Annotated in this window: 27 protein-coding genes; 10 read left to right on the forward strand and 17 right to left on the reverse strand. The window is 73.4% G+C overall.

Annotation, left to right across the window (positions count from 1 at the left end):
* Positions 1 to 37 precede the first annotated feature (37 nt).
* Positions 38 to 409 carry a cupin domain-containing protein gene (locus tag CWOE_RS23265; protein WP_012936096.1) on the forward strand — a complete coding sequence of 124 codons (372 nt, stop codon included), beginning with the start codon at positions 38 to 40 and terminating at the stop codon, positions 407 to 409.
* A 7-nt stretch (positions 410 to 416) separates the two neighbouring features.
* Here CWOE_RS23265 and CWOE_RS23270 read toward each other — a convergent pair whose 3' ends face one another.
* The 10 genes from CWOE_RS23270 to CWOE_RS23315 form a co-directional block, all read right to left on the reverse strand.
* Positions 417 to 1,013 (reverse strand): L-threonylcarbamoyladenylate synthase, encoded by a 597-nt coding sequence (locus CWOE_RS23270; RefSeq protein ID WP_012936097.1) that lies wholly within the window; start codon positions 1,011 to 1,013, stop codon positions 417 to 419.
* A gap of 5 nt (positions 1,014 to 1,018) precedes the next feature.
* Positions 1,019 to 1,981: a peptide chain release factor N(5)-glutamine methyltransferase gene (gene prmC, locus CWOE_RS23275; protein WP_012936098.1), complete on the reverse strand. Its 963-nt coding sequence runs from the start codon at positions 1,979 to 1,981 to the stop codon at positions 1,019 to 1,021.
* Positions 1,941 to 2,990, reverse strand: coding sequence for a peptide chain release factor 1 (gene prfA / locus CWOE_RS23280; RefSeq protein WP_012936099.1), 1,050 nt, complete (start codon positions 2,988 to 2,990; stop codon positions 1,941 to 1,943). Before prfA ends, prmC begins: the two co-directional genes overlap by 41 nt.
* Positions 2,991 to 3,080: 90 nt before the next feature.
* The gene (gene rpmE / locus CWOE_RS23285; RefSeq protein WP_012936100.1) at positions 3,081 to 3,302 is read right to left on the reverse strand and encodes a 50S ribosomal protein L31; all 222 of its coding nucleotides are present in this window, start codon (positions 3,300 to 3,302) and stop codon (positions 3,081 to 3,083) included.
* Between the two features lie 164 nt (positions 3,303 to 3,466).
* Entirely contained in the window at positions 3,467 to 4,288 is an 822-nt protein-coding gene (locus tag CWOE_RS23290) for a CARDB domain-containing protein (protein ID WP_012936101.1), read from the reverse strand.
* Between the two features lie 91 nt (positions 4,289 to 4,379).
* The gene (locus CWOE_RS23295; protein WP_012936102.1) at positions 4,380 to 6,119 is read right to left on the reverse strand and encodes an electron transfer flavoprotein-ubiquinone oxidoreductase; all 1,740 of its coding nucleotides are present in this window, start codon (positions 6,117 to 6,119) and stop codon (positions 4,380 to 4,382) included.
* A 5-nt stretch (positions 6,120 to 6,124) separates the two neighbouring features.
* Positions 6,125 to 7,102 (reverse strand): electron transfer flavoprotein subunit alpha/FixB family protein, encoded by a 978-nt coding sequence (locus CWOE_RS23300; RefSeq protein ID WP_012936103.1) that lies wholly within the window; start codon positions 7,100 to 7,102, stop codon positions 6,125 to 6,127.
* Positions 7,103 to 7,867 (reverse strand): electron transfer flavoprotein subunit beta/FixA family protein, encoded by a 765-nt coding sequence (locus CWOE_RS23305; RefSeq protein WP_236262149.1) that lies wholly within the window; start codon positions 7,865 to 7,867, stop codon positions 7,103 to 7,105. It abuts the gene before it with no gap.
* A 171-nt stretch (positions 7,868 to 8,038) separates the two neighbouring features.
* Positions 8,039 to 8,449, reverse strand: a complete 411-nt coding sequence (locus CWOE_RS23310) for a cobalamin B12-binding domain-containing protein (protein ID WP_041733410.1) — start codon at positions 8,447 to 8,449, stop codon at positions 8,039 to 8,041.
* 101 nt (positions 8,450 to 8,550) lie between these two features.
* Complete coding sequence (locus CWOE_RS23315; RefSeq protein ID WP_012936106.1) at positions 8,551 to 9,993, reverse strand: leucyl aminopeptidase; 1,443 nt, start codon at positions 9,991 to 9,993, stop codon at positions 8,551 to 8,553.
* A gap of 146 nt (positions 9,994 to 10,139) precedes the next feature.
* On the opposite strand from CWOE_RS23315, the gene CWOE_RS23320 reads away from it, so the two are divergent.
* Genes CWOE_RS23320 through CWOE_RS23330 form a run of 3 tightly spaced genes read left to right on the forward strand, consistent with a single transcriptional unit; the run spans position 10,140 to position 13,322 of the window.
* Positions 10,140 to 11,321: an acetyl-CoA C-acetyltransferase gene (locus tag CWOE_RS23320; protein WP_012936107.1), complete on the forward strand. Its 1,182-nt coding sequence runs from the start codon at positions 10,140 to 10,142 to the stop codon at positions 11,319 to 11,321.
* The gene (locus CWOE_RS23325; RefSeq protein ID WP_012936108.1) at positions 11,318 to 12,178 is read left to right on the forward strand and encodes an HAD family hydrolase; all 861 of its coding nucleotides are present in this window, start codon (positions 11,318 to 11,320) and stop codon (positions 12,176 to 12,178) included. The genes CWOE_RS23320 and CWOE_RS23325 overlap by 4 nt, the downstream gene beginning before the upstream one ends.
* A gap of 13 nt (positions 12,179 to 12,191) precedes the next feature.
* Positions 12,192 to 13,322, forward strand: coding sequence for an acyl-CoA dehydrogenase family protein (locus tag CWOE_RS23330; protein WP_012936109.1), 1,131 nt, complete (start codon positions 12,192 to 12,194; stop codon positions 13,320 to 13,322).
* Between the two features lie 20 nt (positions 13,323 to 13,342).
* On the opposite strand, the gene CWOE_RS23335 is transcribed toward CWOE_RS23330, so the two are convergent.
* Positions 13,343 to 14,185, reverse strand: coding sequence for a MurR/RpiR family transcriptional regulator (locus CWOE_RS23335; protein ID WP_012936110.1), 843 nt, complete (start codon positions 14,183 to 14,185; stop codon positions 13,343 to 13,345).
* A gap of 102 nt (positions 14,186 to 14,287) precedes the next feature.
* Positions 14,288 to 15,265, reverse strand: a complete 978-nt coding sequence (meaB, locus tag CWOE_RS23340) for a methylmalonyl Co-A mutase-associated GTPase MeaB (RefSeq protein WP_012936111.1) — start codon at positions 15,263 to 15,265, stop codon at positions 14,288 to 14,290.
* A gap of 74 nt (positions 15,266 to 15,339) precedes the next feature.
* Here meaB and CWOE_RS34425 point away from each other — a divergent pair, with 74 nt between their 5' ends.
* Genes CWOE_RS34425 through CWOE_RS23360 form a run of 4 tightly spaced genes read left to right on the forward strand, consistent with a single transcriptional unit; the run spans position 15,340 to position 18,346 of the window.
* Complete coding sequence (locus tag CWOE_RS34425; RefSeq protein ID WP_328284365.1) at positions 15,340 to 16,023, forward strand: acyltransferase; 684 nt, start codon at positions 15,340 to 15,342, stop codon at positions 16,021 to 16,023.
* Positions 16,020 to 16,922: an ABC transporter ATP-binding protein gene (locus CWOE_RS23350; RefSeq protein ID WP_012936113.1), complete on the forward strand. Its 903-nt coding sequence runs from the start codon at positions 16,020 to 16,022 to the stop codon at positions 16,920 to 16,922. Before CWOE_RS34425 ends, CWOE_RS23350 begins: the two co-directional genes overlap by 4 nt.
* Complete coding sequence (locus CWOE_RS23355; RefSeq protein WP_012936114.1) at positions 16,919 to 17,731, forward strand: ABC transporter permease; 813 nt, start codon at positions 16,919 to 16,921, stop codon at positions 17,729 to 17,731. Before CWOE_RS23350 ends, CWOE_RS23355 begins: the two co-directional genes overlap by 4 nt.
* Positions 17,732 to 17,737: 6 nt before the next feature.
* Positions 17,738 to 18,346 (forward strand): DsbA family protein, encoded by a 609-nt coding sequence (locus CWOE_RS23360; RefSeq protein ID WP_012936115.1) that lies wholly within the window; start codon positions 17,738 to 17,740, stop codon positions 18,344 to 18,346.
* Here CWOE_RS23360 and CWOE_RS23365 read toward each other — a convergent pair.
* The 3 genes from CWOE_RS23365 to CWOE_RS23375 are packed head-to-tail and all read right to left on the reverse strand — an operon-like array spanning position 18,343 to position 21,824.
* On the reverse strand, positions 18,343 to 19,533 hold the full coding sequence (locus tag CWOE_RS23365; RefSeq protein WP_012936116.1) for a glycosyltransferase family 4 protein: 1,191 nt from the start codon (positions 19,531 to 19,533) through the stop codon (positions 18,343 to 18,345). The two genes, CWOE_RS23360 and CWOE_RS23365, sit on opposite strands and share 4 nt — an antisense overlap.
* 45 nt (positions 19,534 to 19,578) lie before the next feature.
* Positions 19,579 to 21,054: a 1,4-alpha-glucan branching protein domain-containing protein gene (locus tag CWOE_RS23370; protein WP_012936117.1), complete on the reverse strand. Its 1,476-nt coding sequence runs from the start codon at positions 21,052 to 21,054 to the stop codon at positions 19,579 to 19,581.
* Positions 21,051 to 21,824, reverse strand: a complete 774-nt coding sequence (locus CWOE_RS23375; protein WP_012936118.1) for a class I SAM-dependent methyltransferase — start codon at positions 21,822 to 21,824, stop codon at positions 21,051 to 21,053. Before CWOE_RS23375 ends, CWOE_RS23370 begins: the two co-directional genes overlap by 4 nt.
* A gap of 30 nt (positions 21,825 to 21,854) precedes the next feature.
* Here CWOE_RS23375 and CWOE_RS23380 point away from each other — a divergent pair, with 30 nt between their 5' ends.
* The gene (locus CWOE_RS23380; protein WP_012936119.1) at positions 21,855 to 22,787 is read left to right on the forward strand and encodes a class I SAM-dependent methyltransferase; all 933 of its coding nucleotides are present in this window, start codon (positions 21,855 to 21,857) and stop codon (positions 22,785 to 22,787) included.
* Here the strand turns inward: CWOE_RS23380 and CWOE_RS23385 are convergent.
* A complete protein-coding gene (locus tag CWOE_RS23385) occupies positions 22,748 to 23,986 on the reverse strand; it encodes an FAD-dependent oxidoreductase (protein WP_012936120.1) in 1,239 nt (412 codons plus the stop codon). The two genes, CWOE_RS23380 and CWOE_RS23385, sit on opposite strands and share 40 nt — an antisense overlap.
* A 52-nt stretch (positions 23,987 to 24,038) precedes the next feature.
* On the opposite strand from CWOE_RS23385, the gene pdxR reads away from it, so the two are divergent.
* Positions 24,039 to 25,484, forward strand: a complete 1,446-nt coding sequence (gene pdxR / locus CWOE_RS23390; protein ID WP_012936121.1) for a MocR-like pyridoxine biosynthesis transcription factor PdxR — start codon at positions 24,039 to 24,041, stop codon at positions 25,482 to 25,484.
* Here pdxR and CWOE_RS23395 read toward each other — a convergent pair.
* The gene (locus CWOE_RS23395) at positions 25,457 to 26,887 is read right to left on the reverse strand and encodes a cryptochrome/photolyase family protein (RefSeq protein ID WP_012936122.1); all 1,431 of its coding nucleotides are present in this window, start codon (positions 26,885 to 26,887) and stop codon (positions 25,457 to 25,459) included. The two genes, pdxR and CWOE_RS23395, sit on opposite strands and share 28 nt — an antisense overlap.
* Between the last annotated feature and the right edge of the window lie 37 nt (positions 26,888 to 26,924).

Consider the following 26,924-nt stretch of genomic DNA (forward strand, 5'->3'; position numbering starts at 1 on the left):
ATCCAGTTGTCTATCTCTTTCTCGATCGGAGTCCTCCATGCCCCACGCGACGCTCGCCGACGCTCCCACCTTCGAGCGGCCCGGGTTCACGTTCCGCCCGCTCGCGGTGCCCTCCCGCGGGTCGGTCGAGCTGGCCGTGTGGGCGCTGGAGATCGCGCCCGGAGCCGTCAGCGAGTCGCACTCGGTGAGCCGCGAAGAGGTCTTCGTGCTCGGCTCCGGCGCGGTCGCGGCCGTGGTCGGCGGCAGCCGTGCGGCGCTCGCCCCCGGTGACGCACTGATCGTCCCGCCGGGCGTCGAGCTGACGCTGAGCAACGACGGCGAGACGGCCGCGCGCCTGACCGTCTGCACCTCCGCCGGGATGCTCGGAACGGTCGGCGGCAGAACGTTCCCGCCGCCGTGGGCTGCGTAGCCGCCGCTCAGCCCAGCGCCGACGCGACGACCGAGCGCGGCACGGCGCCCTGGCGGACGATCTCCCACGCGCCGGAGCGCTCGTAGCGCCGCAGGTCGATCACCGTCGACGGCGCGCCGGGCAGCGGGCCAGCGTCGAGCACGAGGTCGGCGCCGGCGCGGATCGCCTGCGGCACCTCGTCGAGCGTGCGCGGGTCGGCGCCGCCGGCGGCGTTCGCGCTCGACTGCACGACGGGATGCGGCACGGTCGCCAGCGCCGCGAGCGCGCCCTCCAGCCGCGGGACGCGGACGCCGAGCGCGACGGCCGGGTCGGCGGGATCGGGCAGCAGCAGCGTGACGCCGCCCGGGAGCAGCCGCTCGCAGGCGCGGCGCGTGCGCGGGCCGAGCGGCGGCAGCGCCGCGAGCGCGCGGTCGCGGTCGAACCACATCGTCGCCGCGGGCTTCTCGGGCGCGCGGCCCTTCAGCGCATAGATCCGCGCGATCGCGGCGGAGTTGCCGGGCGCGGCGGCGAGGCCGTAGACGGTGTCGGCCGGGAAGACCGCGACGCCGCCGCCCGCGACGCAGTCGGAGAAAGCGACCGCGTCAGCGTGGGTCAGGACCGCCATCGGGTTCACCGCTCTCCGACGACGACCCGTTCGATTCCCGCCAGGTCCCTGTGCGCGGTGATGCGCAGCATCCCGGCCGCGCGCAGCAGCGCGCCGACCGCGGGCGCCTGCCCTGCGCCGACCTCGAACGCGACGAACGGCGCGCGCGCGGCCGCCTCGGTCGCCAGCCGGCGCAGCACGTCGAGGCCGTCGCCTCCCGCGAACAGCGCCTGCGACGGCTCGTGCACCGCGACCTCCGGCTCCAGCCCTTCGCGGTCGCCGTCGGGCACATACGGCGGGTTGGAGAGGATCGCGTCCAGCGGCCCGTCGACCCCGGCGAGCAGGTCGCCCTGCGCGAAGGCGACGGCGAGCCGCAGCGCGGCGGCGTTCGCCTGCGCGACCGCGAGCGCGTCGGCGCTCAGGTCGGTCGCGACGACCGCCAGGTCAGGCCGCTCGTGCTTGAGCGCCAGCGCTACCGCGCCGCTGCCGGTGCCGACGTCCGCGACGCGGGCGCCGCGCGGCAGGCCCAGCGCGACCTCGACCAGCAGCTCGGTCTCCGGGCGCGGCACGAGCACGCGCGCGTCGACGGTCAGGTCGATGTGACGGAAGCCGCGCGTCCCGCGGATGTAGGCGACCGGCTCGCGCGCCCGGCGCCGCGCGACCGAGGCGGCGAAGCGGGCGCTCTCGTCGGCCACGAGGACGCGCTCGGGATGCAGGTGCAGCGACGTGCGCGTCGCGCCGAGCGCGTCGGCCAGCAGCAGCTCGGCGTCGAGCCGCGGGTTGTCGCAGCCGGCCTCGCGCAGGTCGGCGGTCGCGATCGCGAGCGACATCCGCACCGACGGGCCGTCGGCGAAGCTCCAATCCTCGCCCGCGCCGGTGCCGGACCCGGCCGCATCCGCGCGGGACCCGGCCGCACCGGGCCCGGCCACCGCGGCCGGCGCCGCGGCGTCAGGCCTCGGCTTGGACTTCGAGCCGGCGCCGCTTCTCATCGTCCTGCAGCGCGTCGGTCACGTCGTCGAGCTCGCCCGCCAGCGCCGCGTCGAGGTTGTGGACGGTCAGCTTGATGCGATGGTCGGTGATGCGGCCCTGCGGGAAGTTGTACGTGCGGATCTTCTCCGCGCGCTCGCCGCTGCCGACCTGTGCGAGGCGGGTCGCCGACAGCTCCGCCTGCTGCTCGGCGAGCGCGGCCTCGTACAAGCGCGCGCGCAGCACGCGCATCGCCTTGTCGCGATTCTGCAGCTGGGACTTCTCGTCCTGCATCGAGACGACGATGCCGGACGGCTTGTGCGTGATGCGGACCGCCGAGTCGGTCGTGTTGACCGACTGGCCGCCGGGTCCCGAGGAACGGTAGACGTCGACCTGGAGGTCGTTGTCGTTGACCTCGACGTCGACCTCCTCGGCCTCGGGCAGCACGGCGACGGTCGCGGTCGAGGTGTGGATGCGGCCCTGGGACTCGGTCTCCGGCACGCGCTGGACGCGGTGGGTTCCGCCCTCGAACTTGAAGACCGAGTACGCGCCCTCGCCCTTGACGGCGAACGTGTACTGGCCGTCGCTCTCCGACAGCGCCTCGGTCTTGAAGCCGCGCCGCTCGGCGTAGCGCGTGAGCATGCGGTAGAGGTCGCCGGCGAACAGACCGGCCTCGTCGCCGCCGGCGCCGGGGCGGATCTCGACGATCACGTTCTTCTCGTCGGCGGGGTCCTTCTCGACCATCGCGAGGCGGATCTCCTCGTCGAGCGCGTCGATCCGCTCGCGCGCTCTGGCGAGCATGTCGCGGACCTCGGCGTCGTCGCCGCCCTCCTCCAGCAGCTCGCGCGCACCGGCCTCGTCGTCGACGGCGCGGCGCCACTCGGCAGCGAGTCTCGCCGCCTCCTCGAGGTCGCGGTACTGGCGACCGGTCTCGGCGTAGCGCTGACGGTCCCCGATCACCTCGGGGTCGGACATCTGCGCCTCCAGCTCCTGGAAGCGCGACTCGACCTGTCTGACGAGCTGCTCGATCACGGCCGTCGAGTGTAGGGCCTCGGCCGCGCGCGGGCGCAGAGGCCTCGGCGGGTCACCCCCGCCGAGGTTGCGCGCTGCGGATGGGGCCGGCTAGTTGTCGGCGGATGCGGCGGCGCGTCTGGCGGCGCGGCGCTGGAAGCGCTCGACCCGGCCACCGGTGTCGACGAGCTTCTGTCTGCCCGTGTAGAACGGGTGACACGCCGAGCAGATCTCGACGTTTATTCTCGGTTCGACCGAGCGCGTCGTGAACGTGTTGCCGCACGTGCAGCGGACGTGCGACTCGACGTAGTTGGGATGGATGTCGGTCTTCATGGTGAGTCCAGTGTAGCCGGGAACCACCGATATCCGTGGATGGCTCGCTGTCGTGGGTGTGGTCCACGGTCGGTCGCCGGCGAACCACGGGGTGGATCCCTTGGGAGCCGGCGATCGGGCGTGGGCCGTGCCCACGGCGGCGAGACGCCGCGAAGATCGGTGGTTCACGGCTCGGCCGGGCAGGTCGCGAGGAGGCTGTTGTTGGTCTCCAGCCCCTCGTCGATCGTGTTGCCGGGATCGACGAGGAACGTCGGACCTGTCGCCCCAGCCGGGCAGGCCGGGCCGATGAACGTCACCTCGCCGCTCTCGGCCGGGCCGAGCCGTCTGACGTACCGCGTCGAGGAGGCGAACGTCGCGCCGACCCCTATCGACGACGCGACCGAGCGGCCGACGTTCTTCACGACGACGATGTAAAGCGCTCTCGTCGGGTCGAGGTCGGGCTCGACGGTCGCGCTCGCGACGACGAGGTCGGGACGCAGGTCCGGCTCGCGGCACGGCACGGTGACCGCCGACTCCTCGCGCACGACGCGGCCGGCCGCGTCGCTCCAGCGGAAGCTGACTCTGAAGCGGTAGGCGTACGGGACGACGAGCCGGCCGACCGACTGGCGGTACTTGAAGACGTCGTTGGGCCGGGTGCCGATCGACGGGTCGCTCGGCGGCATCCAGGTGCCGAGCCCGGGGACGTCGCCGCGCAGCATCCAGCGGCCACCGCTGAGCGGCTTCTGGAACAGCTCGACCCGCATCGCCAGCCGTTTGCCGCCGGGCACCGGCCGCATCGAGGCACCGACGACGGCGAAGCGCTGGTCGGTGCTCGGCGACCGTCTGCACGACAGCAGGCGCGCGTCGTAGGACAGCGGCGCGGTCGTGACCGCCCGCGTCTTCGCGTTCGGCTTGGCGCTCGCGGCGGAGGCGGACGAGCTGGCGAGCGGGGTCGCGACGAGGGCGACGGCGAGCACGGAGATGACGGCGGCTGCGACCTTCTTCATGATGCCGGCTATAACCGGCCGCGCAGCCAGAAGTTGCGACCTTGTGACCGACCCCACACACCCGGCGCGCATGGGGTCGGACAAAGTCGATTCAGGTGATCGTGTAGAGCGGCCCGTCGCCGCCCTCGGGCGTCGTCAGGCGTCCGCCCTTGGCCGTGATCGCTCCGCACTGCACGCAGTTCGTGTAGTTGACGATCACGTCGACGTTGCCGCTCTCCGGCGCGTCCTCGGGCAGTTCGTAGACGCCGGCCGGGCACATCCACTTCCACGTCTCGGCGACCTCGCGCGGGACGTTTCTCTGCACGCGGATGTGGTTCGGCGCGTCGTCGCGCGTCGCGTTGCCCGTGATGAAGACCGACGACAGCTTGTCGAACGTGTATCTGTTGTCCGGTCTCGGGTAGCTGTCCGCCGTGTCGCCGATGAACATCGGCTGCTCGTCGTTCTTGTGCCACGGCAGGCGGCCCGGCGGCAGCTTGCCCTTCGTCGCGATCGCGAGGTTGACGATCGGGGCGCCCTTGATGAACCCCTTCTGGAACGGCTGGCGCCCGTTGCGGACCTCGTACAGCTCCTTGCCCGTGGCCGAGTCCTCGATCTTCTGCTCGTAGGACTCCAGCGACGACTCGCCGTTGCGCAGCGCGTCGTAGATCGTCTCGGCGGCCAGCTTGCCGGAGAGGATCGAGTGGTGGACGCCCTTGAGCGAGACCGTGTCGACCATGCCGCCGGCGTCGCCGACCAGCAGCGCGCCCGGCATCGTCAGCTTCGGCATCGACCAGTAGCCGCCGCCGGGCAGGGCCTTCGCGCCCCACGCGACGCGCTCGCCGCCCTCGAGGATCCCTCTCACGAGCGGGTGCAGCTTGAACTTCTGCAGCAGGTCGTGCGCGGACGTCGTCGCGTCGGCGTACTCGAGGTCGATGACGAAGCCGATCGAGACGAGGTCGTCGCCCGTTCTCTCGTCCTTCATCGGGTAGATCCAGGTGCCGCCGATCTGGCCGTACTTCGCCGACAGCTTCAGCGGCCACGGCCCGATCGTGTGGATCAGGTGCGTCAGCGGTCTCGGGACCTTCCAGACCTCCTTGACGCCGAGCTCCCAGACCTGCGGCTCGCGGCCGTCATCGAGACCGAACTCGCGGATCGCGGCGCCGGTCAGCGAGCCCCAGCAGCCCTCGGCGAGGACGGTCGCCTGCGCCTTGATGTCGGTGCCCGGCTCGAAGTTGCCGAGCGGCTCGCCGTCCTTGCCGCGGCCCTTGTCGCCCGAGCGCACACCGACGACGCGGCCGTCGTCGACGACGATCTGCGTCGCGGACGTCTCGGTCAGGACGTAGGCGCCGGCCTCCTCGGCGATCCGCTGCTGATAGCGCGCCAGCGCGGCGACCGAGACGACCTCGTTGCCGTGGTTCTTGAACGGCGGCGGCGGCGGGATCCGCAGCTTCGTCTTGCCGTTCGGAAGCATGTAGACCGCTTCCTTGCCGACCTCGCCGAAGGCGAAGCCCTCCTTGCGCCAGTCCTCGCGGGAGAGGTCCGGGTACAGCTCCTGCAGGGGCCCGGGGCGCATGACCGCGCCCGACAGGTTGTGGCCCCCGCAGGTCTTCGCCTTCTCCAGGACGGCGACGGGCACCTCGCCGAGGCGCTCCATCGTCTCCGGATCGTCGGCCAGCAGCTGCAGCAGGCGGTTCGCGCACGCGAGACCCGCGGTGCCGCCGCCGACGATCGCGACGCCGACCTCGATCAGCTCGTCCTCGCCGTCGAGCCCGCGCTTGATGAACTCTCTCGGCGAGTCGACCGGCGGCGGATACGCCGCCGGCACGACCTTCCCGTTGCTGCTGCCGGCCATCTCGATCAACCGCCCTTCTTGGCCTTCACGGCCTCCGTCAGCTTCGGCAGGATCTTGTTCAGGTCCCCGACGATGCCGAGGTCGCTGAACTCGAAGATCGGAGCGTTCGCGTCCTTGTTGATCGCGACGATGTTCTCCGAGGCCTGCATGCCGACCTTGTGCTGGATCGCGCCGGAGATGCCGGCGGCGAGGTAGAGCTTCGGCGCGACCGACTTGCCGGTCTGGCCGATCTGCGCGGCGTACGGGTACCAGCCCGCGTCGACGACCGCGCGCGTCGCGGCGACGGCGCCGCCGAGCACGCCCGCGAGGTCCTCGCACAGCTGGAAGCCCTCGGCCTTGCCGAGACCGCGGCCGCCGGCCACGAGCACGTTCGCGTCCTCGATGTTGACGTCCGCGCCGCGCTGCTCGCCGCGCTGGACCATCGTCGCCTGGTTGGACCAGGGGGAGTACTCGAGCTGGACGTCGACCACCTCGGCCGCGCCCCCGCCGGACTCCTTGACCTCGAACGCGTTGATGCGGCCGATGATGATCCCGAGATCGCCCTTGTAGTGGGAGCGGGAGATCTGCGAGTCGCCGAGGATCGGGCGCTCGGCGACGAGCTTGCCGCCCTCGACGGAGACCCCGGTGACCTCCATCGTCACGCCGGCGTTGCGGCGCGCGGCGAGGCCGGCGCCGATCTCGAAGCCGAGCAGGCCGCCGCCGAAGATCACATAGCTGTGACCGTTGTCGCCGATGACCTTGTCCATCACGTCGATGACGGGCTGGGCCAGGCCCTCGGCGCCCTCGGCGCGGTAGACCTTCTTCGCGCCGTAGTTGCCGAGCGTGCCGATCAGCTCGTTCGTCAGGTCACCGCCGCCGACGACGACGGCGTCGCAGTCGACGCCCAGCTCGGCGGCGAGCTTCGCACCCTCGGAGACGGCGCCGAGCGAGTTCTTGTTGAGCGCGCCCTCGTAGTGGAGGACGTAGACGAGAATCCCGCCCATCTAGATCAGCTTCCTTTCGTCCAGCCACGCCACGATCTGCTCGACCGTCGCGTCGGTGTCCTCGTCCTCGATGATCTGGCCCGCGGCCTTCGCCGGCGGCGCCTTGAACTCGCCGCACTGGACGCGCGAGCCGTCGGTGCCGACGAGCGAGCCGTCGATGCCGACGTCACCGGCGCCGGCCTTCTCCAGCGGCTTCTTCTTCGCGCCCATGATCGCCTTCAGCGACGGGTAGCGCGGCTCGTTGATCGCGTCGCCGACCGAGATGACGGCGGGCAGCGCGACCTGGACGGTGTCGTAGCCGTACTCGGCCTGACGCTCGCAGCGGAGACCGCCGTCGACGACGTCGAGCTTGATCACCTGGGTCAGCGACGGCGCCTTCAGGTGGTCGGCCACGACGGCGCCGATCGTGTAGCACTCGCCGTCGTCGGACTGCTGGCCGAGCAGCACGATGTCGGGCTGCTCCTTCTCGAGCGCCTTCGCGAGCGCGTAGCCCGTCGCGGCGACGTCTGAGCCGGCGAGCGCGTCGTCGGTCAGGTGGACCGAGCGGTCGGCGCCGAGCGAGACGGCCTTGTGGAGCGCGCGCACGGCGGACTCCGGACCCATCGTGACGGCGACGATCTCGTCGACCTGGAGCGCGCCGCCTTCCTTCAGCTGCATCGCAGCTTCGATGGCGTGCGTGTCATACGGGTTGAGGTTCTTCTCCCCGCTGCGGTCCATCCGCCCCGTCGAGGGGTCTATGCGCTTCTCGACGGCGGCGTCCGGCACCTCTTTGACCAGGACGCAAATTTTCACTCCGGGTGCCTCCTCAGAAAGAGCCAAACGAACGTTCGTGGCAGTGTCGTGGGCGCCATGATACCCGCGTTGACTGACCAGTCAATCGCATGCCGTTCGCAGACTCCTCCCCGGCACACGCGCCGCCTTGCGGCGAACGACCCGTCAGTCGCTGCGGACGGCGCCGCGGATGAAGTCGATGATGTCCTGCGTCGGCGCCCCGGGCGTGAAGACCTCGGAGACGCCGAGCTGCTTCAGCTCGGGGATGTCGTCGGCGGGAATCGTGCCGCCGACGGTGACGACGACGTCGTCGACCTCCTGCGCGTGCAGCAGCTCGACGATGCGCGGCACCAGCGTCATGTGCGCCCCGGACAGGATCGAGAGGCCGACCGCGTCGGCGTCCTCCTGGATGACCGTCTCGACGATCTGCTCCGGCGTCTGGTGCAGGCCGGTGTAGATCACCTCCATCCCCGCGTCACGCAGCGCGCGGGCAATGATCTTGGCGCCGCGATCGTGGCCGTCCAGGCCCGGCTTCGCGACGACGACGCGGATCTTTCGCTCTGAGGTGGAGGACATCTCGGGGTGTCCGCGCGCCATTCAGGGGACGTCGGCGTCGCGGCGGGGCGAATAGTAGGGAACGGATCGCATCGAGGAGTGCAGTAGTGCTTCGCACACGGTCAATCGGCCAGTCGCCGAGCGAGCTCGACGAGCAGTCGCACGCCGTAGCCGGTGCCGCCCGTGGGCGTCGGCGCGCGGCCGGTGTCGTTCGCCGTGCCGGCGATGTCGAGGTGCGCCCACGGCACGTCGCCGACGAAGCGCTGGAGGAACTCCGCCGCCGTGATCGAGGCCGCTCTGCGGTTCTCGGTCGAGTTGACGATGTCGGCGTAGCGGCCCTTGATCGCCTCGGCGTGGTCGGGGTGGAGCGGCAGCCGCCAGACGAGGTCGCCGCTTGCGCGCGCGGCCGCCTCGACCGAGCGCGCCCAGCCGTCGTCGTTGGCCATCAGGCCGGCGTGGCTCGAGCCGAGCGCGGTCACGATCGCGCCGGTCAGCGTCGCGAGGTCGACGATCCGCTCGGCGCCGTGCCCGACCGCGTGCGCGAGGCAGTCGGCCAGCACGAGCCGTCCCTCGGCGTCGGTGTTGACGACCTCGATCGTCGTGCCGTTGGAGGCGCGCACGATGTCGCCCGGCTTGACCGCGCGGCCGCTCGGCATGTTCTCGGTCGCGCCGATCACGCCCAGCACGCGAACCGGCAGCTGCAGCCTGGCGATCGCGCCGATCGCCTCCAGCACGGCCGCGCCGCCCGACATGTCGAACTTCATCTCCGACATCTTCATCGCCGGCTTGATCGAGATCCCACCGCTGTCGAACGTGACCGCCTTGCCGACGAGCGCCAGCAGCGGGCCATCGGCTTTGGGGCCCTCGTATCTCAGCTCGATCAGGCGCGCCGGCACGGCGGAGCCGCGCGCGACGGCGGCGAACGCGCCCATCCCGAGGCTCTCGATCGCGTCCTCGTCGAGCGCCTCGACGGTCAGCCCTTCGACCTCGCCGGCCAGCTCGTGCGCACGCGCGGCGAGCCGCTCCGGCGTCAGCTCGTTCGCCGGCGTGTTCTGGAGGTCGCGGGCGCGGTTCTGCGCGGTCGCGACGATCGCGGCCGTCGCGACGGGCGCGTCGACCGGGTGGTGCGCGCTGACGAGCAGGCGCTGCAGGCCGGCGCCGTCGTCGTCGGGGCTGTTGCGGTACCTGTCGAAGCGGTAGCCGGCGAGGATCGTGCCCTCGACCAGTCCTGCGACGCGCACGTCGTCGAGGTGGTGGGGCACCTCCCAGCAGAGCGTCGTCGTCGACAGCTCGCGGGCGCGGCCGTGGACGGCGGCGGCGGCGAGCCGGGCGCGCTCGGGGTCGAATCTGGCACGGTCGCCGAGCCCGACGACGATGAAACGGCGGTCCTCGGCGTGCGCGACGGCGAGCCGTTTGAAGGCGCGGCGTGCCTCGCCGCGGTCGAGCAGCCGCTGCAGGGTCCCCTCGGCGACGTCGTGGGCGATGTCCTCGCCGTCGAAGACCCCGACGGCGATCGTGTCGGCGCCGGTTTCGAGCGGCGCCTGCGTCGTGGCCTCGATCTGCATCGGGGCAGCCTACCCATCGTCCGCGGGCGCGGGGCTCGTGGCAGCCCCCCAAGAACCCTCCAACGGCGCTCGTGCGCGAGCCGGCCCTCTAGCATCAGACGAGGTCCAGCGGCGGGCCGCAACCTCACCCCGGAACGGAGACTTCGATGCCCAGCACCGTCATCCTCAGCGCAGCGCGCACGCCGATCGGCAAGCTCGGCGGCGGCCTCGCCTCGCTCGACGCGACGGAGCTCGGCGGCATCGCGATCAGAGCGGCGCTGGAGCGCGCCGACGTCGCCCCGGAGCAGGTCCAGCACGTCGTGATGGGCCAGGTGCTGCAGGCCGGCCAGGGTCAGATCCCGTCGCGCCAGGCGCAGATCAAGGGCGGGATCCCTCAAGAGGTGTCCTCGGAGACGATCAACAAGGTCTGCGCCTCGGGGATCCGCGCCGCCGGCATCCTCGACGCCGCGATCCGCGCCGGTGACCTCGAGGTCGCCGTGGCGGGCGGCATGGAGTCGATGAGCAACGCGCCGTACCTGCTCAAGGGCGCGCGCTTCGGCTACCGCATGGGCGACGGCGCGGCGATCGACGCGATGATCAACGACGGCCTCACGAACCCGTTCAGCGGCAAGCACATGGCGCACGAGGCGAGCGAGGTCGCAGCCGAGCTGGAGCTGACGCGCGCCGACATGGACCGCTGGTCGGTCCGCTCGCACGAGCTGGCGCTGAAGGCGACCGACGAGGGCCGCCTGCCGGAGGAGATCGTCGCCGTCACGGTCAAGGGCCGCAAGGGCGACACGGTCGTCGAGGTCGACGAGGCGCCGCGCCGCGGCACGACGCTGGAGGCGCTCGCCGCGCTCAAGCCGATCTTCGTCAAGGACGGCTCCCACACCGCCGGCAACGCGCCCGGTGTCAACGACGGCGCCGGCGCGCTCGTGCTCGCCAGCTCCGACTGGGCCGCCGCGAACGGTCGCAAGCCGCTCGCGACGATCATCGCGCAGGCGCAGATCGCCGACGACTTCCCCTACCTCGCCAGAACGCCCGCCAACGCGGCGCTGGCGGCGCTGAAGAAGGCCGGCCTGACGCCCGAGGACATCGACGTCTGGGAGATCAACGAGGCGTTCGCGTCGGTCACGCTCAACTCGATGCGGATGCTCGGGATCGACGAGGACAAGGTCAACGTCAACGGCGGCGCGGTCGCGCTCGGCCACCCGATCGGCGCCTCCGGCGCCCGCATCCTCGGCTCGATGGTGCTGGAGCTGCAGCGGCGCGGCGGCGGCCGCGGCTGCGCGGCGATCTGCTCGGGCGGCGGCCAGGGCGACGCCGTGATCGTGGAAGTGGCGTCCTGAGCGGGACGCCGGACAGCGTCGCGCCCGACGGAGCGGGCGTAGCGGAGGTCGAGGGAGGCGCGCCGCGCGGGGCCGCCTTCTTCGACCTCGACCGAACGCTGATGGTCGGCTCGTCCGCGTTCGAGTTCGCCCGCGCCGCCTACCGCCACGGGATCCTGACGCGGCGCCAGCTCGCCGCCGGCGCGATGGCGAACCTGAAGTTCCGCCTCAGCGGCTCGACCGACGCCGGCACCGACCAGGTGCGCGAGCAGATCTTCAAGCTGCTGGAGGACCTGCCGGTGCGCGACCTGCTGCGACTCGGCCCCGAGATGCTCGCTGGGATCCTGCCGCGCATCTACCCGCAGATGCTGCGCGTCGCCTACGAGCACCAGGACGCGGGGCGACCCGTCTACATCGTCACCGCCGCCGCGCACGAGCTGGCGGAGGTGCTGGCGCACGTGCTGACGTTCGACGGCGGGCTGGGCGCCAGATCCGAGGTCCGCGACGGCGTCTACACCGGCCGGCCGGACGGCCCGTTCACCTACCGCGAGGGCAAGGCGGAGGCGATCCGCGCGCTCGCGATCCGCGAGGGCTTCGAGCTGTCCGAGTCGTGGGCGTACTCCGACTCCGAGTCCGACCTTCCGATGCTGCGCGCCGTCGGCCATCCCGTCGCGGTCAACCCCGACGCCGAGCTGGGACGGGTCGCGCGCGAGGAGGGCTGGCAGGTGCTGCGCTTCGAGCGCCTCGGACGGCGGCTGACGCTGACCGGGACGGCCGTCGCCGCCGTCGCGATCGGCGGCGCCGGGACGCTGATGGTCGGCCGCCGCCGGGCGGCGCCCGCCCCTCCCCCGGCGTCGCGCGTCCGCTGGCTGCGATGAGGCGAGGGCGCGAATGAGCCTCCACGAGCTGACCGACGAGCAGCGCGAGATCCGCGCGCTCGCGCGCAGGTTCGCCGACGAGGCGATCGCGCCGCACGCCGCCGCGTGGGACCACGACCACCGCTTCCCGAGAGGGGTTTTCGCCCAGCTCGGCGAGCTGGGGCTGATGGGCGCGTGCGTCCCCGAGCAGCACGGCGGCGCGGGGACCGACTTCCTCTCCTACGTGCTCGCGCTGGAGGAGCTGGCGCGCGCCGACGGTGGCGTCGCGGTGACCGTCGCCGTCCATACCAGCGCGGTCGAGCTGCCGCTGCTCGCGCACGGCACGCCCGAGCAGGTCGCGCGCTGGGTGCCGCCGCTGGCGCAGGGGTTCGAGCTGGGCGCGTTCGCGCTGACCGAGCCCGAAGCCGGCTCCGACGCCGGCGCGCTGCGGACCCGCGCCGACGCCGAGGGGCGGATCACCGGCGCCAAGCAGTTCATCACGACCGGCGCGCAGGCCCACCTGCTGATCGTCTTCGCCCGCGACGAGTCCGCCGGCGGCGAGATCTCAGCGTTCGTCGTCAAGCGGCCGGCGTCCGGGCTCGCCGTCGCGCGCGAGGAGGAGAAGATGGGCCTCCACTCCTCCTCGACGGCGGCGCTGACGTTCGAGCAGACGCCGGGCGAGCGGCTCGGCCCGGCCGGCGCGGGGATGCGGATCGCGTTGGGGACGCTCGACGGCGGGCGGATCGGGATCGCCGCGCAGGCGGTCGGGATCGCGCAGGCGGCGCTCGACGTGGCGACCGCGTATGCGAGAGAGCGGCATGCGTTCGGGGGCCCGATCGGCCGGTTCGGCGCGATCCAGGAGAAGCTGGCCGAGATGCAGACCGAGATCGAGGCCGCACGCGCGTTGACGTGGCGAGCGGCGCGGTTGAAACAGGCCGGTCTGCCGCACACGGTCGAAGGGGCGCAGGCGAAGCTGTTCGCCTCGCGCGTGGCGCGGCATTGGACGGGTGAGGCGATCCAGATCCTCGGCGGCTACGGCTACACGCGCGAGTTCCCGGCGGAGCGCTACTACCGCGACGCCAAGGTCACCGAGATCTACGAAGGCACGAGCGAGATCCAGCGCCTCGTCATCGCCCGCGCACTGCTGGGCGAAGCGGCGCGCTGAGCGCCCAGCTCGCCCGCCGCTCAGCGGCGGTGGGCGGCGAGCGCGGCGTCGGCACGGGCGAGCGCTGCCGCTGCGCGCCGCTCGTCGCGCAGCGCGACGGCCACCAGCAGCGCGTCGAGCACGGCGACGTGCGCGAGCCGGCTCGTCAACGCGGCCAGCCGCGGCGAGGCGGCGCGGGCGCCGGCGACGAGCACGTGGTCGGCCAGGCCGGTCAGCGGCGAGCCGGCGAAGCTCGTGATCGCGGCGGTCGCCGCGCCGGCGTCAGCCGCCGCCGCGACCGCCTCGAGCGTTCCCGCCGTCGCGCCGCGGTGGCTGATCGCCAGGCACGCGTCGCCGCGCGACAGCAGCGCTGCCGCGACGTGCTGGCCGGGCGCGTCGGCCGGCGCCGCGGCGCGCACGCCGATCACGCGCAGCCGCTGCGCGGCGTCCTGGGCCAGCGGACCCGATCCGCCGCCGCCGACCACCAGCACCGCGTCCGCCCGCGCCAGCAGGCCGGCGGTCGCGTCGAAGGCGCTGCGCTGGACGGTCGCCGCGGCGTCGCGCAACGTCTCGGCCCCGGCCCGGACGACCGCCCCGAGCACGTCGCCCGCCGGATCGTGCGCCAGCGGGTCGGACTCGCGCGCTAGCGCCGTCTCCTGCGCGAGGATGAGCTTGAGGTCGTGGAAGCCGCGCAGGCCGCTGCCCTGGCAGAAGCGCACGACGCTCGACTTCGCCGTCCCGGCCGCGTCCGCCAGCTCCCGCACCGACCAGAAGACGACGTCCTGCGGCTGCCTCAGCACGACCTCCGCGATCTTCCGGTCCGAGCCGCCGAGCAACGGCAGGCGCGTGCGCAGGTGCGGCAGCAACGGACGGGGAGCCGTCATCCGCCAGCACTCTCGCGGGTCGCGATTCCAAGCGTGTTGCGATGGCGTGAACGACGTTCCGGCGCGCGCGGCCAGCGCGGCGCCGGCGCGTGCGCGTGCTGCTCAGCGCGCGCGAGCGGCGCGCTCTACCTCGGCGGCGTTGCGCGCGAGGATGTCGGCCGCGGCGGTCGCCGGGTCCAGCCGGCGCTCGCAGACCTCGTCGAGCAGCTCCTGCACGTGCGGGTCCTGGCGGATCGACGCCTCCAGCTGCCGGCGCATCCGCGACGTCGCGATCGCGACGACCTCGTTCATCAGGTTGCGACGGCGGCGCTCGATCAGCGTCCCCTCCGCCTGGATGTACTGGCGATGCTCTTCGAGCTTCTCGACCAGCTCCTCGATCCCGATCCCGTGCGCGGCCTGCGTCTTGACGATCGGCACGCGCCAGCCTCTCTGCGGCCCGAGCGACAGCACGCCGCGGATCTCGCGCACCATCGTGTCCGTCAGCGGATGGTCGGCCTTGTTGACGACGATCACGTCGGGGATCTCCATCACGCCCGCCTTCAGCGCCTGGATCGAGTCGCCGGAGCCGGGCATCAGCGCCAGCACGACGGTGTCGGCGTGGTCGATCACGTCGACCTCCGCCTGCCCGACGCCGACCGTCTCGACGAAGACGACGTCGCGTCCGGCCGCGTCCATCAGCAGCGCTGCCTGCAGCGCCGCCTCCGAGAGGCCGCCGAGCGCGCCGCGGTTGGCCATCGAGCGGATGAAGACGCCGGCGTCGAGGAAGTGCTCGGTGAGGCGGATGCGGTCGCCGAGCAGCGCGCCGTGCGTGAACGGCGAGGACGGGTCGATCGACAGCACGCCGACGGTCCGGTCGCGCGCGCGCTCGGCCTTCGTCAGCGCGCCGAGCAGCGTCGACTTGCCGACGCCGGGTGGACCGGTGAAGCCGACCACGGCGGCCCGCCCCGTGTGCGGGTAGACCTCTCTGACCAGCTCCCAGCCCTCGGGACGGTCGTCCTCGACGAGCGAGATGGCGCGCGCGAGGGCGCGCTTGTCCCCAGCCAGCAGCCGCTGGGCGAGCGTTCGTTCATCCGGCGCCATGCGACGGCGCATGATGGCAGGCGCGGCGGCCGGGCGGAGCCGATCGAGGCCTCGCACGTCTAGCATGGCGAGCGATGGAGCCCGTCATGGCGCCGACCGACTTCGACGTCCCCGCGCTGCAGCTGCGCGGCGAGCCGCCGCCGCTCGCCGGCGGGCCGCGCGCGTTCGTGCGCTTCCTGCGCCGCAACGGCATGCTCAACCACCGCTACGCGCTCCTGTTCGCGCGGCTCGCGTGGCTGAAGCTGCGCTGGCGCGGGCGGCTGGAGACCGACGGGATCGCGTTCGTCTGCCCCGGCGTGACGTTCGAGATCGGGCGTGACGCGAAGGTCGTGCTCGGTCGCTGGTCGTGGCTCGGCCACGGCACGAAGATCCGCGCGCACGAGGGCGAGGTGCGGATCGGCGCGAAGACCGTGCTCGGGCAGGAGTGCACGATCTCGGCGTACCAGCACGTCTCGATCGGGCGCGAGTGCATCGTCGCCGACCGCGTGATGCTGATCGACTTCGACCACGGCGTCGTCGAGGTCGAGCGGCCGATCCGCCTGCAGGGGATCTACAAGCGCGACGTGCGCGTCGGCCACAACGTCTGGATCGGCTACGGCGCCGCGCTGCTGCGCGGCGTCACCGTCGGCGACAACGCGATCGTCGGGACCAGCTCGGTCGTGACGAAGGACGTCGCCGCCGACGCGGTCGTCGCCGGCGCGCCGGCGCGCGAGATCCGCCGCCGCGAGACGCCGCGGCGGATGCGGTGGGCGCCGTGAGCGCGCCCGGCTCCGCGATCTCGATCAGAGGCGTCGTCAAGCGCTTCGGCGCCGTGACGGCGGTCGACGGGCTCGACCTCGACGTGCCGATGGGCATCTGCCTCGGCCTGCTCGGCCCCAACGGCGCCGGCAAGTCGACGACGATGCGGATGCTGACCTCGCAGGCGATCCCCGACGAGGGCACGATCGGCGTGCTCGAGTACAGACTGCCCGACGACTCCAAGCAGGCGCGCGCGGAGATGGGCGTCGTGCCGCAGCTCGACAACCTCGACGTCGAGCTGAGCTGCCGCCAGATCCTGACCGTCTTCGCCCGCCTCTACCGCGTCCCCAAGCACGACCGCGCGGCGGCGGTCGAGCGCGCGCTGTCGATAGCGAACCTCGTCGACCGCGCCGACACGCGCGTCGACCTGCTCTCCGGCGGCATGCGCCGGCGGCTGCTGATCGCGCGTGGGCTCGTCCACAGACCGCGCCTCGTGCTGCTCGACGAGCCGACCGTCGGGCTCGACCCGCAGGTGCGCCAGGAGCTGTGGTCGCTGATCGACGCCCTGCGCGCCGAGGGCACGACCGTGCTGATGTCGACGCACTACATCGAGGAGGCGGAGCGGCTCGCCGACACCGTCGCGGTGATGGCGAGAGGGCGGATCATCGCCCAGGGCCGTCCCGCCGAGCTGGTCGTGGAGCACGCCGGCAGCGAGGCGCACATGGTCTACGGCTCGCCCGCGCGGCTCGCGGAGCTGCGCGCCGAGGCCGACGCCGCCGGCTGGGTCACGCGCCGCTCCGGCCCGGCGCTGGCGATCCTCCACGCCGAGCGCCACAACGGCACCCTGCCGGAGGGCGAGCGGCGCGCGGCGACACTCGAGGACGCGTTCGTGATGCTGACGGGAGAAGAGATCGAATGAGCGCGACCGCCGCCCGTCCCAAGCCGCGCCGCCGCCGGATGCGGCGGATCGAGCCGACCGCCGTCTTCGGCGTGATGAGCCGCGACGCGACGATCTTCACGCGCTATTGGAAGACGACCACGTTCTCCTCCGTCGTCGACCCGACGATCTACCTGCTCGCGTTCGGCTTCGGCTTCGGCGCGCTCGTGTCGTCGGTCAACGGGCTCGACTACAAGGAGTACATCGGCACCGGCATCGTCGCGACCGCCGTGCTGTTCTCCTCCGCCTTTCCGGCGATGTACGGGACGTTCATCAAGTACCGCTTCCAGAGAACGTACGACGCGTTCCTCGCCGCCCCGGTCGACGTCGACGAGATCGTCACGTCCGAGGTGCTGTGGATCGGGCTGCGCGCCGGCGTCTACGGCAACGCGCCGCTGCTGGTCGCGATCGCGTTCGGGCTGTCGCCCGAGTGGACCGCCCTGCTCGTGCCCATAGTCTGCTTCGTGACGGGCGCCGGCTTCGCCGCCTTCGGCGTCGCGATCGCGGCGATCGCCGGCACGATAGACAACTTCAACTACGTCCAGAGCGGCCTGCTGACGCCGCTGTTCCTGATCGCGGGGACGTTCTTCCCGATCGACGGGCTGCCGGACGCGATCCAGGCGATCGCGCAGGTCAACCCGCTCTACCACTGCGTGCAGCTCGTCCGCGACCTCGTCGTGATGGGCGTCGACCCGCTCGCCGACCTCGGCCATCTCGCGTTCCTGCTCGTCTTCGGGCTCGCGATGTGGCGGTTGGCGATCTGGCGGCTGCGCGTGCGGCTGATCGACTGAGGCACGATGACCGTCCCGCGCCTGTTCCTCGACTCCGGCTCGCCGTACGCCTATCTCGCCGCCGAGCGGGCCGAGCAGGTGCTCGGCGTCGCGCCGGCATGGGAGCCGGTCCTGCTCGGCGGGATCTTCCGCGCGACCGGGCGCTCCTCGTGGTCGCAGACCGGCGGGCGCGCCGACGGGATCGCCGAGGTCGAACGGCGCGCCGCCGCATACGGGCTGCCGCCGGTCGTCTGGCCGCAGCCCTGGCCGGGCGACATGCTCGCCGCGATGCGCGCCGCGACCGCCGCCGCGGCGATCGGTCCGGAGGCGGGGCGTGCGTTCCTGCTCGCCGCGCTGCGGCTCTCCTTCCGCGACGGACGTGACCTGAGCGAGCCCGCCGCGATCGCCGACGCGGCGCGCGCCGCCGGACTCGACGCCGAGGCGCTGCTCGCCGCGACCGGCGATCCGGCCGTCAAGGCCGCGCTGCGCGAGCGCACCGAGGCGGCGGTGGCGCTCGGCGTGCACGGCGTCCCGACCGTCGTCGTCGGCACGCAGGCGTTCTGGGGTGACGACCGTCTGCCGGACGCCGCCGCGGCGCTGCGCGCGGCGGGTGCGGCTCCCGGCGCGGTCGGCTAGACGGCGAGGCCGCGCCGCAGCTCGCCGTAGACCTCTGCGGTCTGGCGGGCGATGTCGGCCCAGTCGAAGCTGAGGACGTGCTCGCTCGCCTCGGCGATCAGCTGCTCGCGCAGCGGCTCGTCGGACAGCACCCGCTCGATCATCGACGCGAGCGAGTCGGGGTCGCGCGAGCGGAAGCGCAGGCCGACGTGCTCGTTCGGCACGACCTCGCGCAGACCGCCGGTGTCGGCGACGATCGTCGGGCAGCCGGACGCCATCGCCTCCAGCGCCACGAGCCCGAACGGCTCGTAGATGCTCGGCACGACCGTCAGGTCGGCGATCCGGTAGAGCGAGTGCAGCACGTCGTCGCCGATCCAGCCGAGGAAGGTGCCGTGGTCGAGCAGGCCCAAGGCGGACGCCTGCTCGCGCAGCTCGGTCTCGGCCGTCCCCGAGCCGGCGACGAGGAAGCGCACGTCGCCGAGCCGCTCGATCACCCCCGGGAGCGCTTCGAGCGCGATCTGGAAGCCCTTCTCGTAGACGAGCCGGCCGACCAGCAGCACAAGCCGCTCGCTCGGTTGCGCGAAGCGGGCACGCAGCGCGTCGAGGTCCTCGACCGGCTGCAGGTCGAGCGGGTCGATCCCGTTCGGGATCACGGCGACGCGCTGGTCGTCGAGCCCGTAGATGTCGCTGACGTGGTCGCGCATGTAGTGCGAGCAGGTGATGACCGCGTCGGCGTTGTTCGCCATCCACGTCTCGACGCCGTGGATGTGCGACTGCGGGTGCTTGTCGACCCAGCCCTGGTGGCGGCCGTACTCGGTCGCGTGGATCGTCACGACCCACGGGCAGCGCAGCCTGCGCGCCAGCTCGTCGCCGGCCGCCGCCACGAGCCAGTCGTGGCCGTGCACGAGGTCGAACGTCATCCGCGCGCCCAATTCGAGGCCGGCCGTCACCATGTCACCGTTCATCTGCTCGATCCAGGTGACGAACTCGTCGAGGTCGGCCGGCTTCTTCGGCTCGCTGACGCGATGGACGTGGACGCCGTCCATCTCTTCCTCCAGCCGCCCGCGCGCGTCGCCGCGCGTCAGCACGTGCACCTCGACGTCGCGCGCCACCAGCTGCTCGGACAGCTTGCGCACGTGACGGGCGAGCCCGCCCTCGATCAGCGGCGGGTACTCCCAGGAGAGGATGAGGATGCGAACGGGCGCCATGCGGGGGTCTGGCTCTCCGGCCAGGACCGGCCGGCGGCGGGGAGTCTAGTGGCTGGTCGGAAGGGCGACGCCGGCAGCGAGATGCGGCGCCAGCGAGCGCACCGCGCCGTCGCCGTGCGCGCCGTCGCCGTCGGCATCGGCGGCGAGCGCATGCTCCAGCGCCGCGAGGTGGCCGGTGGCGCGCTCACGCGGGTAGGGGCCCGCCAGCTCGCGCGAGACCTGGAACGCCCAGTCGCTCGCCTGCAGCGCCAGCAGCTCGCGCTGCGCGCGCGGCGACGGGCGGCGCCGGCCGCCGAGCGTCCGCAGCTCCGCCGCGCGCGCCTGCCAGGCGAGGTCGGCGACCTGCGGCCCGTCCCACGTCGAGAGGTCACGCGGCGTTCCCCACGTCGTCGTCGGCAGCTCGCCGCGCCCGCCGCCGACGACGCCGGCGAGCGGGACCGGCGCGTGGCGCGCCAGCGCGTCGTCGAGCGTGGCGAGCGCGAGCCCCTGGCGCCCGGCCTCGTCGATCACGGCGCGCATCCAATCGATCCCCTCGTACCACCAGTGGCCGAGCAGCTCGGTGTCGATCGCGCAGACCGCCAGCGCGGGGCGTCCGAGCGCGGCGGAGCCGGCGTCGAGCCGCGCGATCGTGCGTCTGACGAAGTCGGCCGCGTCGGCGCGCGCCTGCGCGCGGGCGGCCTCGACGTCGTACGTCTCCCCCGCGTTGCTCCAGACGCGGTGGTGGTGGACGGTGAACGCGTGGTAGTCACGGTAGAGCGGGTGCGCGGGGTAGCCGCCGTCGCTCCACACCAGCTCGATCGTCGCGCGGTCGATCGGCACCAGCAGCGGGCCGTCAGCGCTCTGCAGCGGCGCGAGCTGCTGCGCGGCGCCGCGACCGAGCACGTCGGTCAGGTCGACGCAGACGGCGTGCACGCCGGCCTCCTCCAGCAGCGGGTCCAACCACGGCGCGTGCGCGCACTCCGGCAGCCAGAAGCCGCCGCGCCACTCGCGCCCGTCGCGGTCGAAGCGCGCGCGGTGCCCGGCGATCCCGGTCTCCAGCTGGAGCCGCACGCCGGCGTCGGTCGCCAGCAGCGGCAGCACCGCGTGGGTCGCCGACGACGTCCACGCGGCGTGCGCGGCGAACGCCTCCAGCAGCTCCCCGTCGCGCATCTGCTCGACGCGCGCAAGCGCCCGCTCGTAGTCGCCGGCGGCGCGCTCCAGCTCCTGCGCCCATGCCTCCCTGCCGCCCTCGCGGCAGCCCGCGACGTCGATCCGATGCGTCTCGCGGCGGACGTCGCGCAGGAACGCGGCGAAGCGCTCGACCAGGCCCGGCGCCGCGAGCTGGTCGGCCAGCACCGGCGTCAGCGACAGCGTCACCGGCGCCCCTTCGTCGAGCACGTCGAGCAGCGGCAGGTAGCACGTCGCGATCGCCTCCCACAGCCACTCCTCGCCGAACGGCCACGTCCCGTAGCCCTCGACGTACGGCATGTGCGTGTGCAGGACGAACGCCAGCTCGCCGCGCTCGGCGGCCGCGCCCGTCATGTACGGCAGACCGCGACGAAGTCGAGCGCGCCGGCGAGCTGCGCGTCGCCGCCCTCGCGCAGCGCGAAGTCGCTCGCCGCGATCGCGGGCGTGAAGCGGTCGTAGAACGCTCTCGTGATCCCGAGCCGCCTGTGGAGTGCGTCCCAGCCGGCCTTTCTGATCGCCAGCTCGTGGACGCGCAGCTTGCGCGCGTGGAAGAGGCCGTGCAGCTCGACCTGCGGGAAGTGCGCCGTGCAGAGCGCGCGGAACTCCTCGGCGCGGTACTCCTTGACGTGCCACGGGTTGTCGGACTTCTCCGCGCCCGCGGGCGCGAGCGTCAGCAGGTTCGGCGTCGACACGTAGGCGACGCCGCCGGGCGCCAGCATCGACTTGAAGTGCTCGAGGATCTCGCCGGGGTTCTGGACGTGCTCGATCGTCTGCAGGAAGACGACCGCGTCGCACTCCTCCGAGAACGTCTCGACGAGATCTCGCGCGAAGCGCAGGTGGGGCCGCACGTAGCGCAGCCGCGCGTGCTCGTGCGCCTCCGGGTTCGCGTCGACGCCGACGACGGAGAGCGCCGCGCGCGACAGCACCTCGGAGCCGTAGCCCTCGCCGCACGCCATGTCGACGGCCCGCTTTCCCGCGACGCGCGCGCCGATCCACTCGTACACCGCGAGGTGGCGGCGGTACCAGTAGTTCTCCTCCGGCACGTCGGGCAGCGTCCGCTCGCCCGTGAGCTCCAGGGGCGGCACGCCCTCGGGCTGGTTCGACTGAACGTATGCGGTCTCCATGAGGATCGAAAGGGTAGAGTCCCGCGGCCTATGGAGGCTCCAAGCACCGCCGAGGACATCCGCGTCGTCAACACGAAGTACCACGACGTCGCCGCCGACAGCTACGACGCGAAGTGGGGCATCGACTTCGGCGAGCCGGGCCAGCAGCAGGTGCTGATGAAGCTCCGCAAGGTGCTCGGATCGCAGATCGACGGCGGCTTCGACCGCTCGCTCGAGATCGGCTCCGGGACCGGCTACTTCTCGCTCAACCTGCTGCAGGCGGGCGTGATCTCCGAGGCGACCTGCACCGACATCTCGCCCGGCATGCTCGCGACCCTGCGCGGCAACGCCGAGCGGCTCGGCCTCGACGTCGAGACGGTCGCGACCGGCGCCGAGGACCTGCCGTTCGAGGACGAGTCGTTCGACCTCGTGCTCGGCCACGCGGTGCTCCACCACCTGCCCGACCTGGAGCGCGCGTTCGGCGAGTTCCACCGCGTCCTGCGGCCCGGCGGCACGGTCGTCTTCGCGGGCGAGCCGTCGCGCTACGGCGACCGCCTCGCGCAGGTCCCCAAGCGCGGCGCCGCCGCGGTCGCGCCGCTGTGGCGGCGTGCGCTGCGCGCCCGTCCGGCGGGCGCCGCCGGCAACGGCCACGGCGGCTCCAACGGCCACCACGAGGACCACGCGTTGGAGCGCTACGTCGACATCCACGCGTTCGCGCCCGGCGACCTCGCCGACTGCGCCCGCGCGGCCGGTTTCGCCGACGTCAACGTCCGCGGCGAGGAGCTGACGGCGAACTGGTTCGGCTGGACCAACCGCGTGCTGGAGGCGACCGCCGAGCCCGAGGACGTCCCGTGGGGCTGGCGCCAGTACGCCTACCGCGGCTACCTCGCGTTCCAGAAGCTCGACGAGAAGCTGCTCGAAGGCCGCCTGCCGGCCGCGATCTTCTACAACCTGCTCGTCTCCGCGCGCAAGCCCGCCGGCTGAGCGGCCGCGCCGGGCGCCGCCGCTCCTGGAGCCGCCGAGCCGGGCGCGTGCCCGGCCCACGCGAGCGCTCCGCGTGCCGCCTCCAACGCGCTCGTCGCCGCCGGATCGCTCAACAGCCCCGGCGCGGCAACGGCGTCGCCGGCGAGGAAGATCCCACCGCCACGGTCGATCGCGGGACGGTCGCGCCACGTCGTGCCGGGCGGGTCGAGCGCGCCGCTGCGCGCGACGAGCGTCATCCGGCGCCGGAACGTGACGCGCTCGCGCCAGCCGCTGCCGAGGCCCGTGTCGAGCAGCGCCTCCAGCCGCCGCTCCGCGTCGTCGGCAGACTCGCCGGGACGCAGCGGCAGCTGCGCCTGCACCAGCTCCTCGCCGTCGGGCGCCAGCGTCGGGTCCGGCGCGGTGAAGCGCTCGATCCAGCCCGCCTCGTCGAGGTCCCAGACGACGAACGGCTCGCCGCGACGGCGTCGCAGGCCGAGGTCGAGTGCGACGGTCGCGCCGGAGGGCCAGTGGAGCGTCTCGTCGCCGAGCAGTCTGCGCGCGTCTGGCAGCTCGGTCGCGACGATCGCCGGTCCCGGCGGCAATTCGTGCACCGCGGTGCCCGTCTCGATTCGCACACCGCGTTCGCGCGCGCCGGCATCGAGCGCTGCGATCAGGCTGCTCCAGCCGCCGGTGACGTAGCGCGCCTTCAGCGTCGGATTCACGAACGCCTGCCGCCAGCGCGCCCAGACGAACGCGGCGGACAGCTCGCCGGGATCGTGGTGGAAGCAGTAGACGCCGGCTGAGCGCGCGAGCAGCTGGGCGCCGCGCTCGCCGACGCGCCCGCTCGCCCAGCTGCGGAAGTCGAGATCGTGGGGCGCCTCGCGCACCCGCCAGAGCCGTGCGACTGCGCTCGCGAGCGCGGTCGGCGGCAGCCTCCGTGCGGCGCCGCCGACGCGGAAGCGGACGCCGCCGAGCGGCGGTCTCGCGAGCGGCGGCAGCAGGCCGCGCTCCTTCAGCCACGGGAACAGCGTGCCGTTGGCGTAGAGCACGTGCGGGCCGAAGTTCGCGCGGTAGGGGCCGTCGGTGCTGCGCCCGCGCCCGCCGAGTGCGGCGTGCCGCTCCAGCAGCCGCACGCTCGCGCCCTGCTCGGCGCACGCGATGCTCGCGACGAGACCCGTCACCCCTCCGCCGACGACGGTGATCTCGCTCGTATCAGCCATGCCTGTCCCCTCCGGATAGTGGTCTGATCGACGTGCCGCTACGGTACGGCTGATGCGGACCGTTCGACAGGACCACTCTGCTGCCGATGAACCGGACCAAGGCGGCCGGGCGATCGAGCTGCTGGTGACGCTCGACCGCTCCGGCGGCACCGTCGAGCCGCTGCACGCGCAGATCGAGCGGCAGCTCCGCGAAGGGGTCCGCGGCGGGCGCCTCGCGCCCGGGACGCGGCTGCCGGCGACGCGTGAGCTGGCGCAGCAGCTGCGCGTCTCGCGCGGCGTCGTCGTCGAGGCGTACGCGCAGCTGACCGCCGAGGGCTACCTCGCAACGCGACGCGGCGCCGGCACCGTCGTCGCCGAGGCGCTGCGCCGCGTCGCGCCGCCGCGGCCGGCGCCGCTGCCGCGCACCGTTCCGGAGGACTTCCATCCCGGCATGCCGGATCTCGCCGGTTTCCCGCGCGCCGCCTGGATGCGCTCGCTGCGCGCCGGCGCCCGTGACGCGCCGGACGCCGCCCTCGGCTACGTCGACCCGGCCGGCGCGACGGTCCTGCGGGCCGCGCTCGCGCGTTACCTCGGCCGCGCGCGCGGGGTCGCCGCCGACCCCGAGCAGCTGCTCGTGACGAGTGGCCTGCAGCAGGGCGTCGCGCTGCTCGGGCGCGTGCTGCGGCGCCGCGGGGTCCGCCGCGTGGCGGTCGAGGACCCCGGCTTCCTGGTCCACCGCGCGGTGTTGTCGAACTGCGGCCTGGAGCCGGTCCCCGTGCCGGTCGACGAACATGGGCTGCGGACCGACGCGCTCGCCGGCGTCGCGGCCGGCGCCGTGCTCGTCACCCCCGCGCACCAGGCGCCGCTCGGCAGCGTGCTCGCGCCCTCGCGGCGCGCCGCGCTGCTGGCCTGGGCGGAGCGCAACGACGCGTTCGTGATCGAGGACGACTACGACGCCGAGTACCGCTACGACCGCGAGCCGGTCGGCGCGCTGCAAGGGCTCGCGCCGGAGCGCGTCGCGTACGCCGGCTGCGCCAGCAAGGTGCTCGTGCCGGGCCTGCGGCTCGGTTGGCTGGCGCTGCCGCGGACGCTGTACGACGCGGTGCGGACGGAGAAGACGCTCGACGACCTCGGCACGCCGGTGCTCGACCAGCTCGCGCTCGCCGACTTCGTCGAGCGCGGCGAGCTGGACCGCCACCTGCGGCGCATGCGCCCGCGCTACCGCGCGCGCCGCGACGCGCTCGTCGCGGCGCTCGCCGAGCACCTGCCGGAGTGGCGGGTCGACGGCGTCGCGGCCGGGCTGCACACGGTCGCGCTGCTGCCGGAGGACGCCGACGAAGCGGCGCTGCTCGCGCACGCCAAGCGCCACGACATGATCCTGCACGGCCTCTCCTGGTACCGCGTGACGCCTGGCCCGCCCGGGCTCGTACTCGGCTATGGCGCGCTCGCCGAGCCGGCGCTGACGCACGCGGTGCATCGGCTGGCGGCCGTCTACGACTCGCTGCCCGCCGCCCGGTAGCGCTCCAGCGCGCGCCGGCGCTCGTGCGCGTGGTCGACGATCGGCGCCGGGTAGTCGGCGCCGATGCGGCAGCCGGCGGCGCGTTGCTGCTGCTCGCTCATCAGCCACGGCTCAGTCAGCAGCGCGTCGGGCACGCGCGCCAGCTCGGGCACCCAGCGGCGCACGTAGGCGCCGTCGGGGTCGTGGCGGCGCTGCTGCAGCGCCGGGTTGAGGATCCGCCGGAACGCCGGAGCCGGGTCGACGCCGACCGACGCGATCCACTGCCAGTTGCCGTTGTTGGAGGCGACGTCGCCGTCGAGCAGCCAGCGCATGAACCACGCCTCCCCCGCGCGCCAGTCGAGCTGCAGGTCCTTCGTCAGGAACGAGCCGGTGACGAGCCGCGCGCGGTTGTGCATCCAGCCGCTCGCGCGCAGCTGACGCATGCCGGCGTCGACGAGCGGGAAGCCGGTGCGGCCGTCCTGCCACGCGGCCAGCAGCTCGTCGTCCCGCTCCCACCTGAGCGCGCGCATCCGCTCCTGGTGCTCGCGCCGCACGTCCTCTGGGTGGTGCAGCAGCACGTGGGCGTAGAAGTCACGCCAGGCGAGCTGGCGGACGAACGCCTCCGCCCCTTCGCCGCCGCGGCGCACGGCGCGCTGCTCGCACTCACGCGCCGAGAGGCAGCCGTGGTGGAGGTACGGCGACAGCGCCGAGGTCCCGCCGGCGAGCCGGTCGTGGTCGCGCGCGTAGTCGCCGAGGTGGCCGTCGAGCCAGCGCTCGGCGGCGCGGCGAGCCGCCCGCTCGCCGGGTTCGACCGCGCGCGCAGTGGGGCTCAGCTCGTCGGTCAGGCCGAGCGCAGCGAGCGACGGGAGTGCGCCCCTGCGCAGCCCCGCCGGCAGCGGCGGCAGCACGGCCGGCGTGCGGTGGACGGTGCGGCGCTCCAGCTGTTGCCAGGCGCGGTGGAACGGCGTGAAGACCGTGTACGGCCCGCCGGCTCTCGTGCGCGGACGGCCGACGTCGGCGACGAAGTTGCCCGGCCCGGGGACCGCCGCGACCGCGGGCTGCGCCGCCGCCAGCGCCGAGCGCACACGGCGGTCGCGGGCGATCGCGTACGGCGTCGCGTCGCTCGCCCAGTGGACGGCGGCAGCCCCGATCTCGCGCGCCAGCGCCGGCAGCTCGCGCTCCGGCCTGCCCTCGCGCACGACCAGCCCGCTGCCACGCTCGCGCAGGTCCGCGTCCAGCTCCCGCAGGCAGTCGAGCATGAACGCCGTCCGCGCGCCCGACGCGAAGCGCCCGCGCACGATCGCCGGGTCGAGCACGAAGACGGGCACGACGCGCGCGTGGGCGGCGAGCGCGCGCACGAGCGGCGGATGGTCGTGCAGGCGCAGGTCGCGGCGGAACCAGACGATCGCGGTCGAGTCGGTCATCTCCGGTGGTACGGAGGCGCGCCTCGCCCGGCTCACG

Source organism: Conexibacter woesei DSM 14684 (genome assembly GCF_000025265.1).
Classification (GTDB): Bacteria; Actinomycetota; Thermoleophilia; order Solirubrobacterales; family Solirubrobacteraceae; genus Conexibacter; species Conexibacter woesei.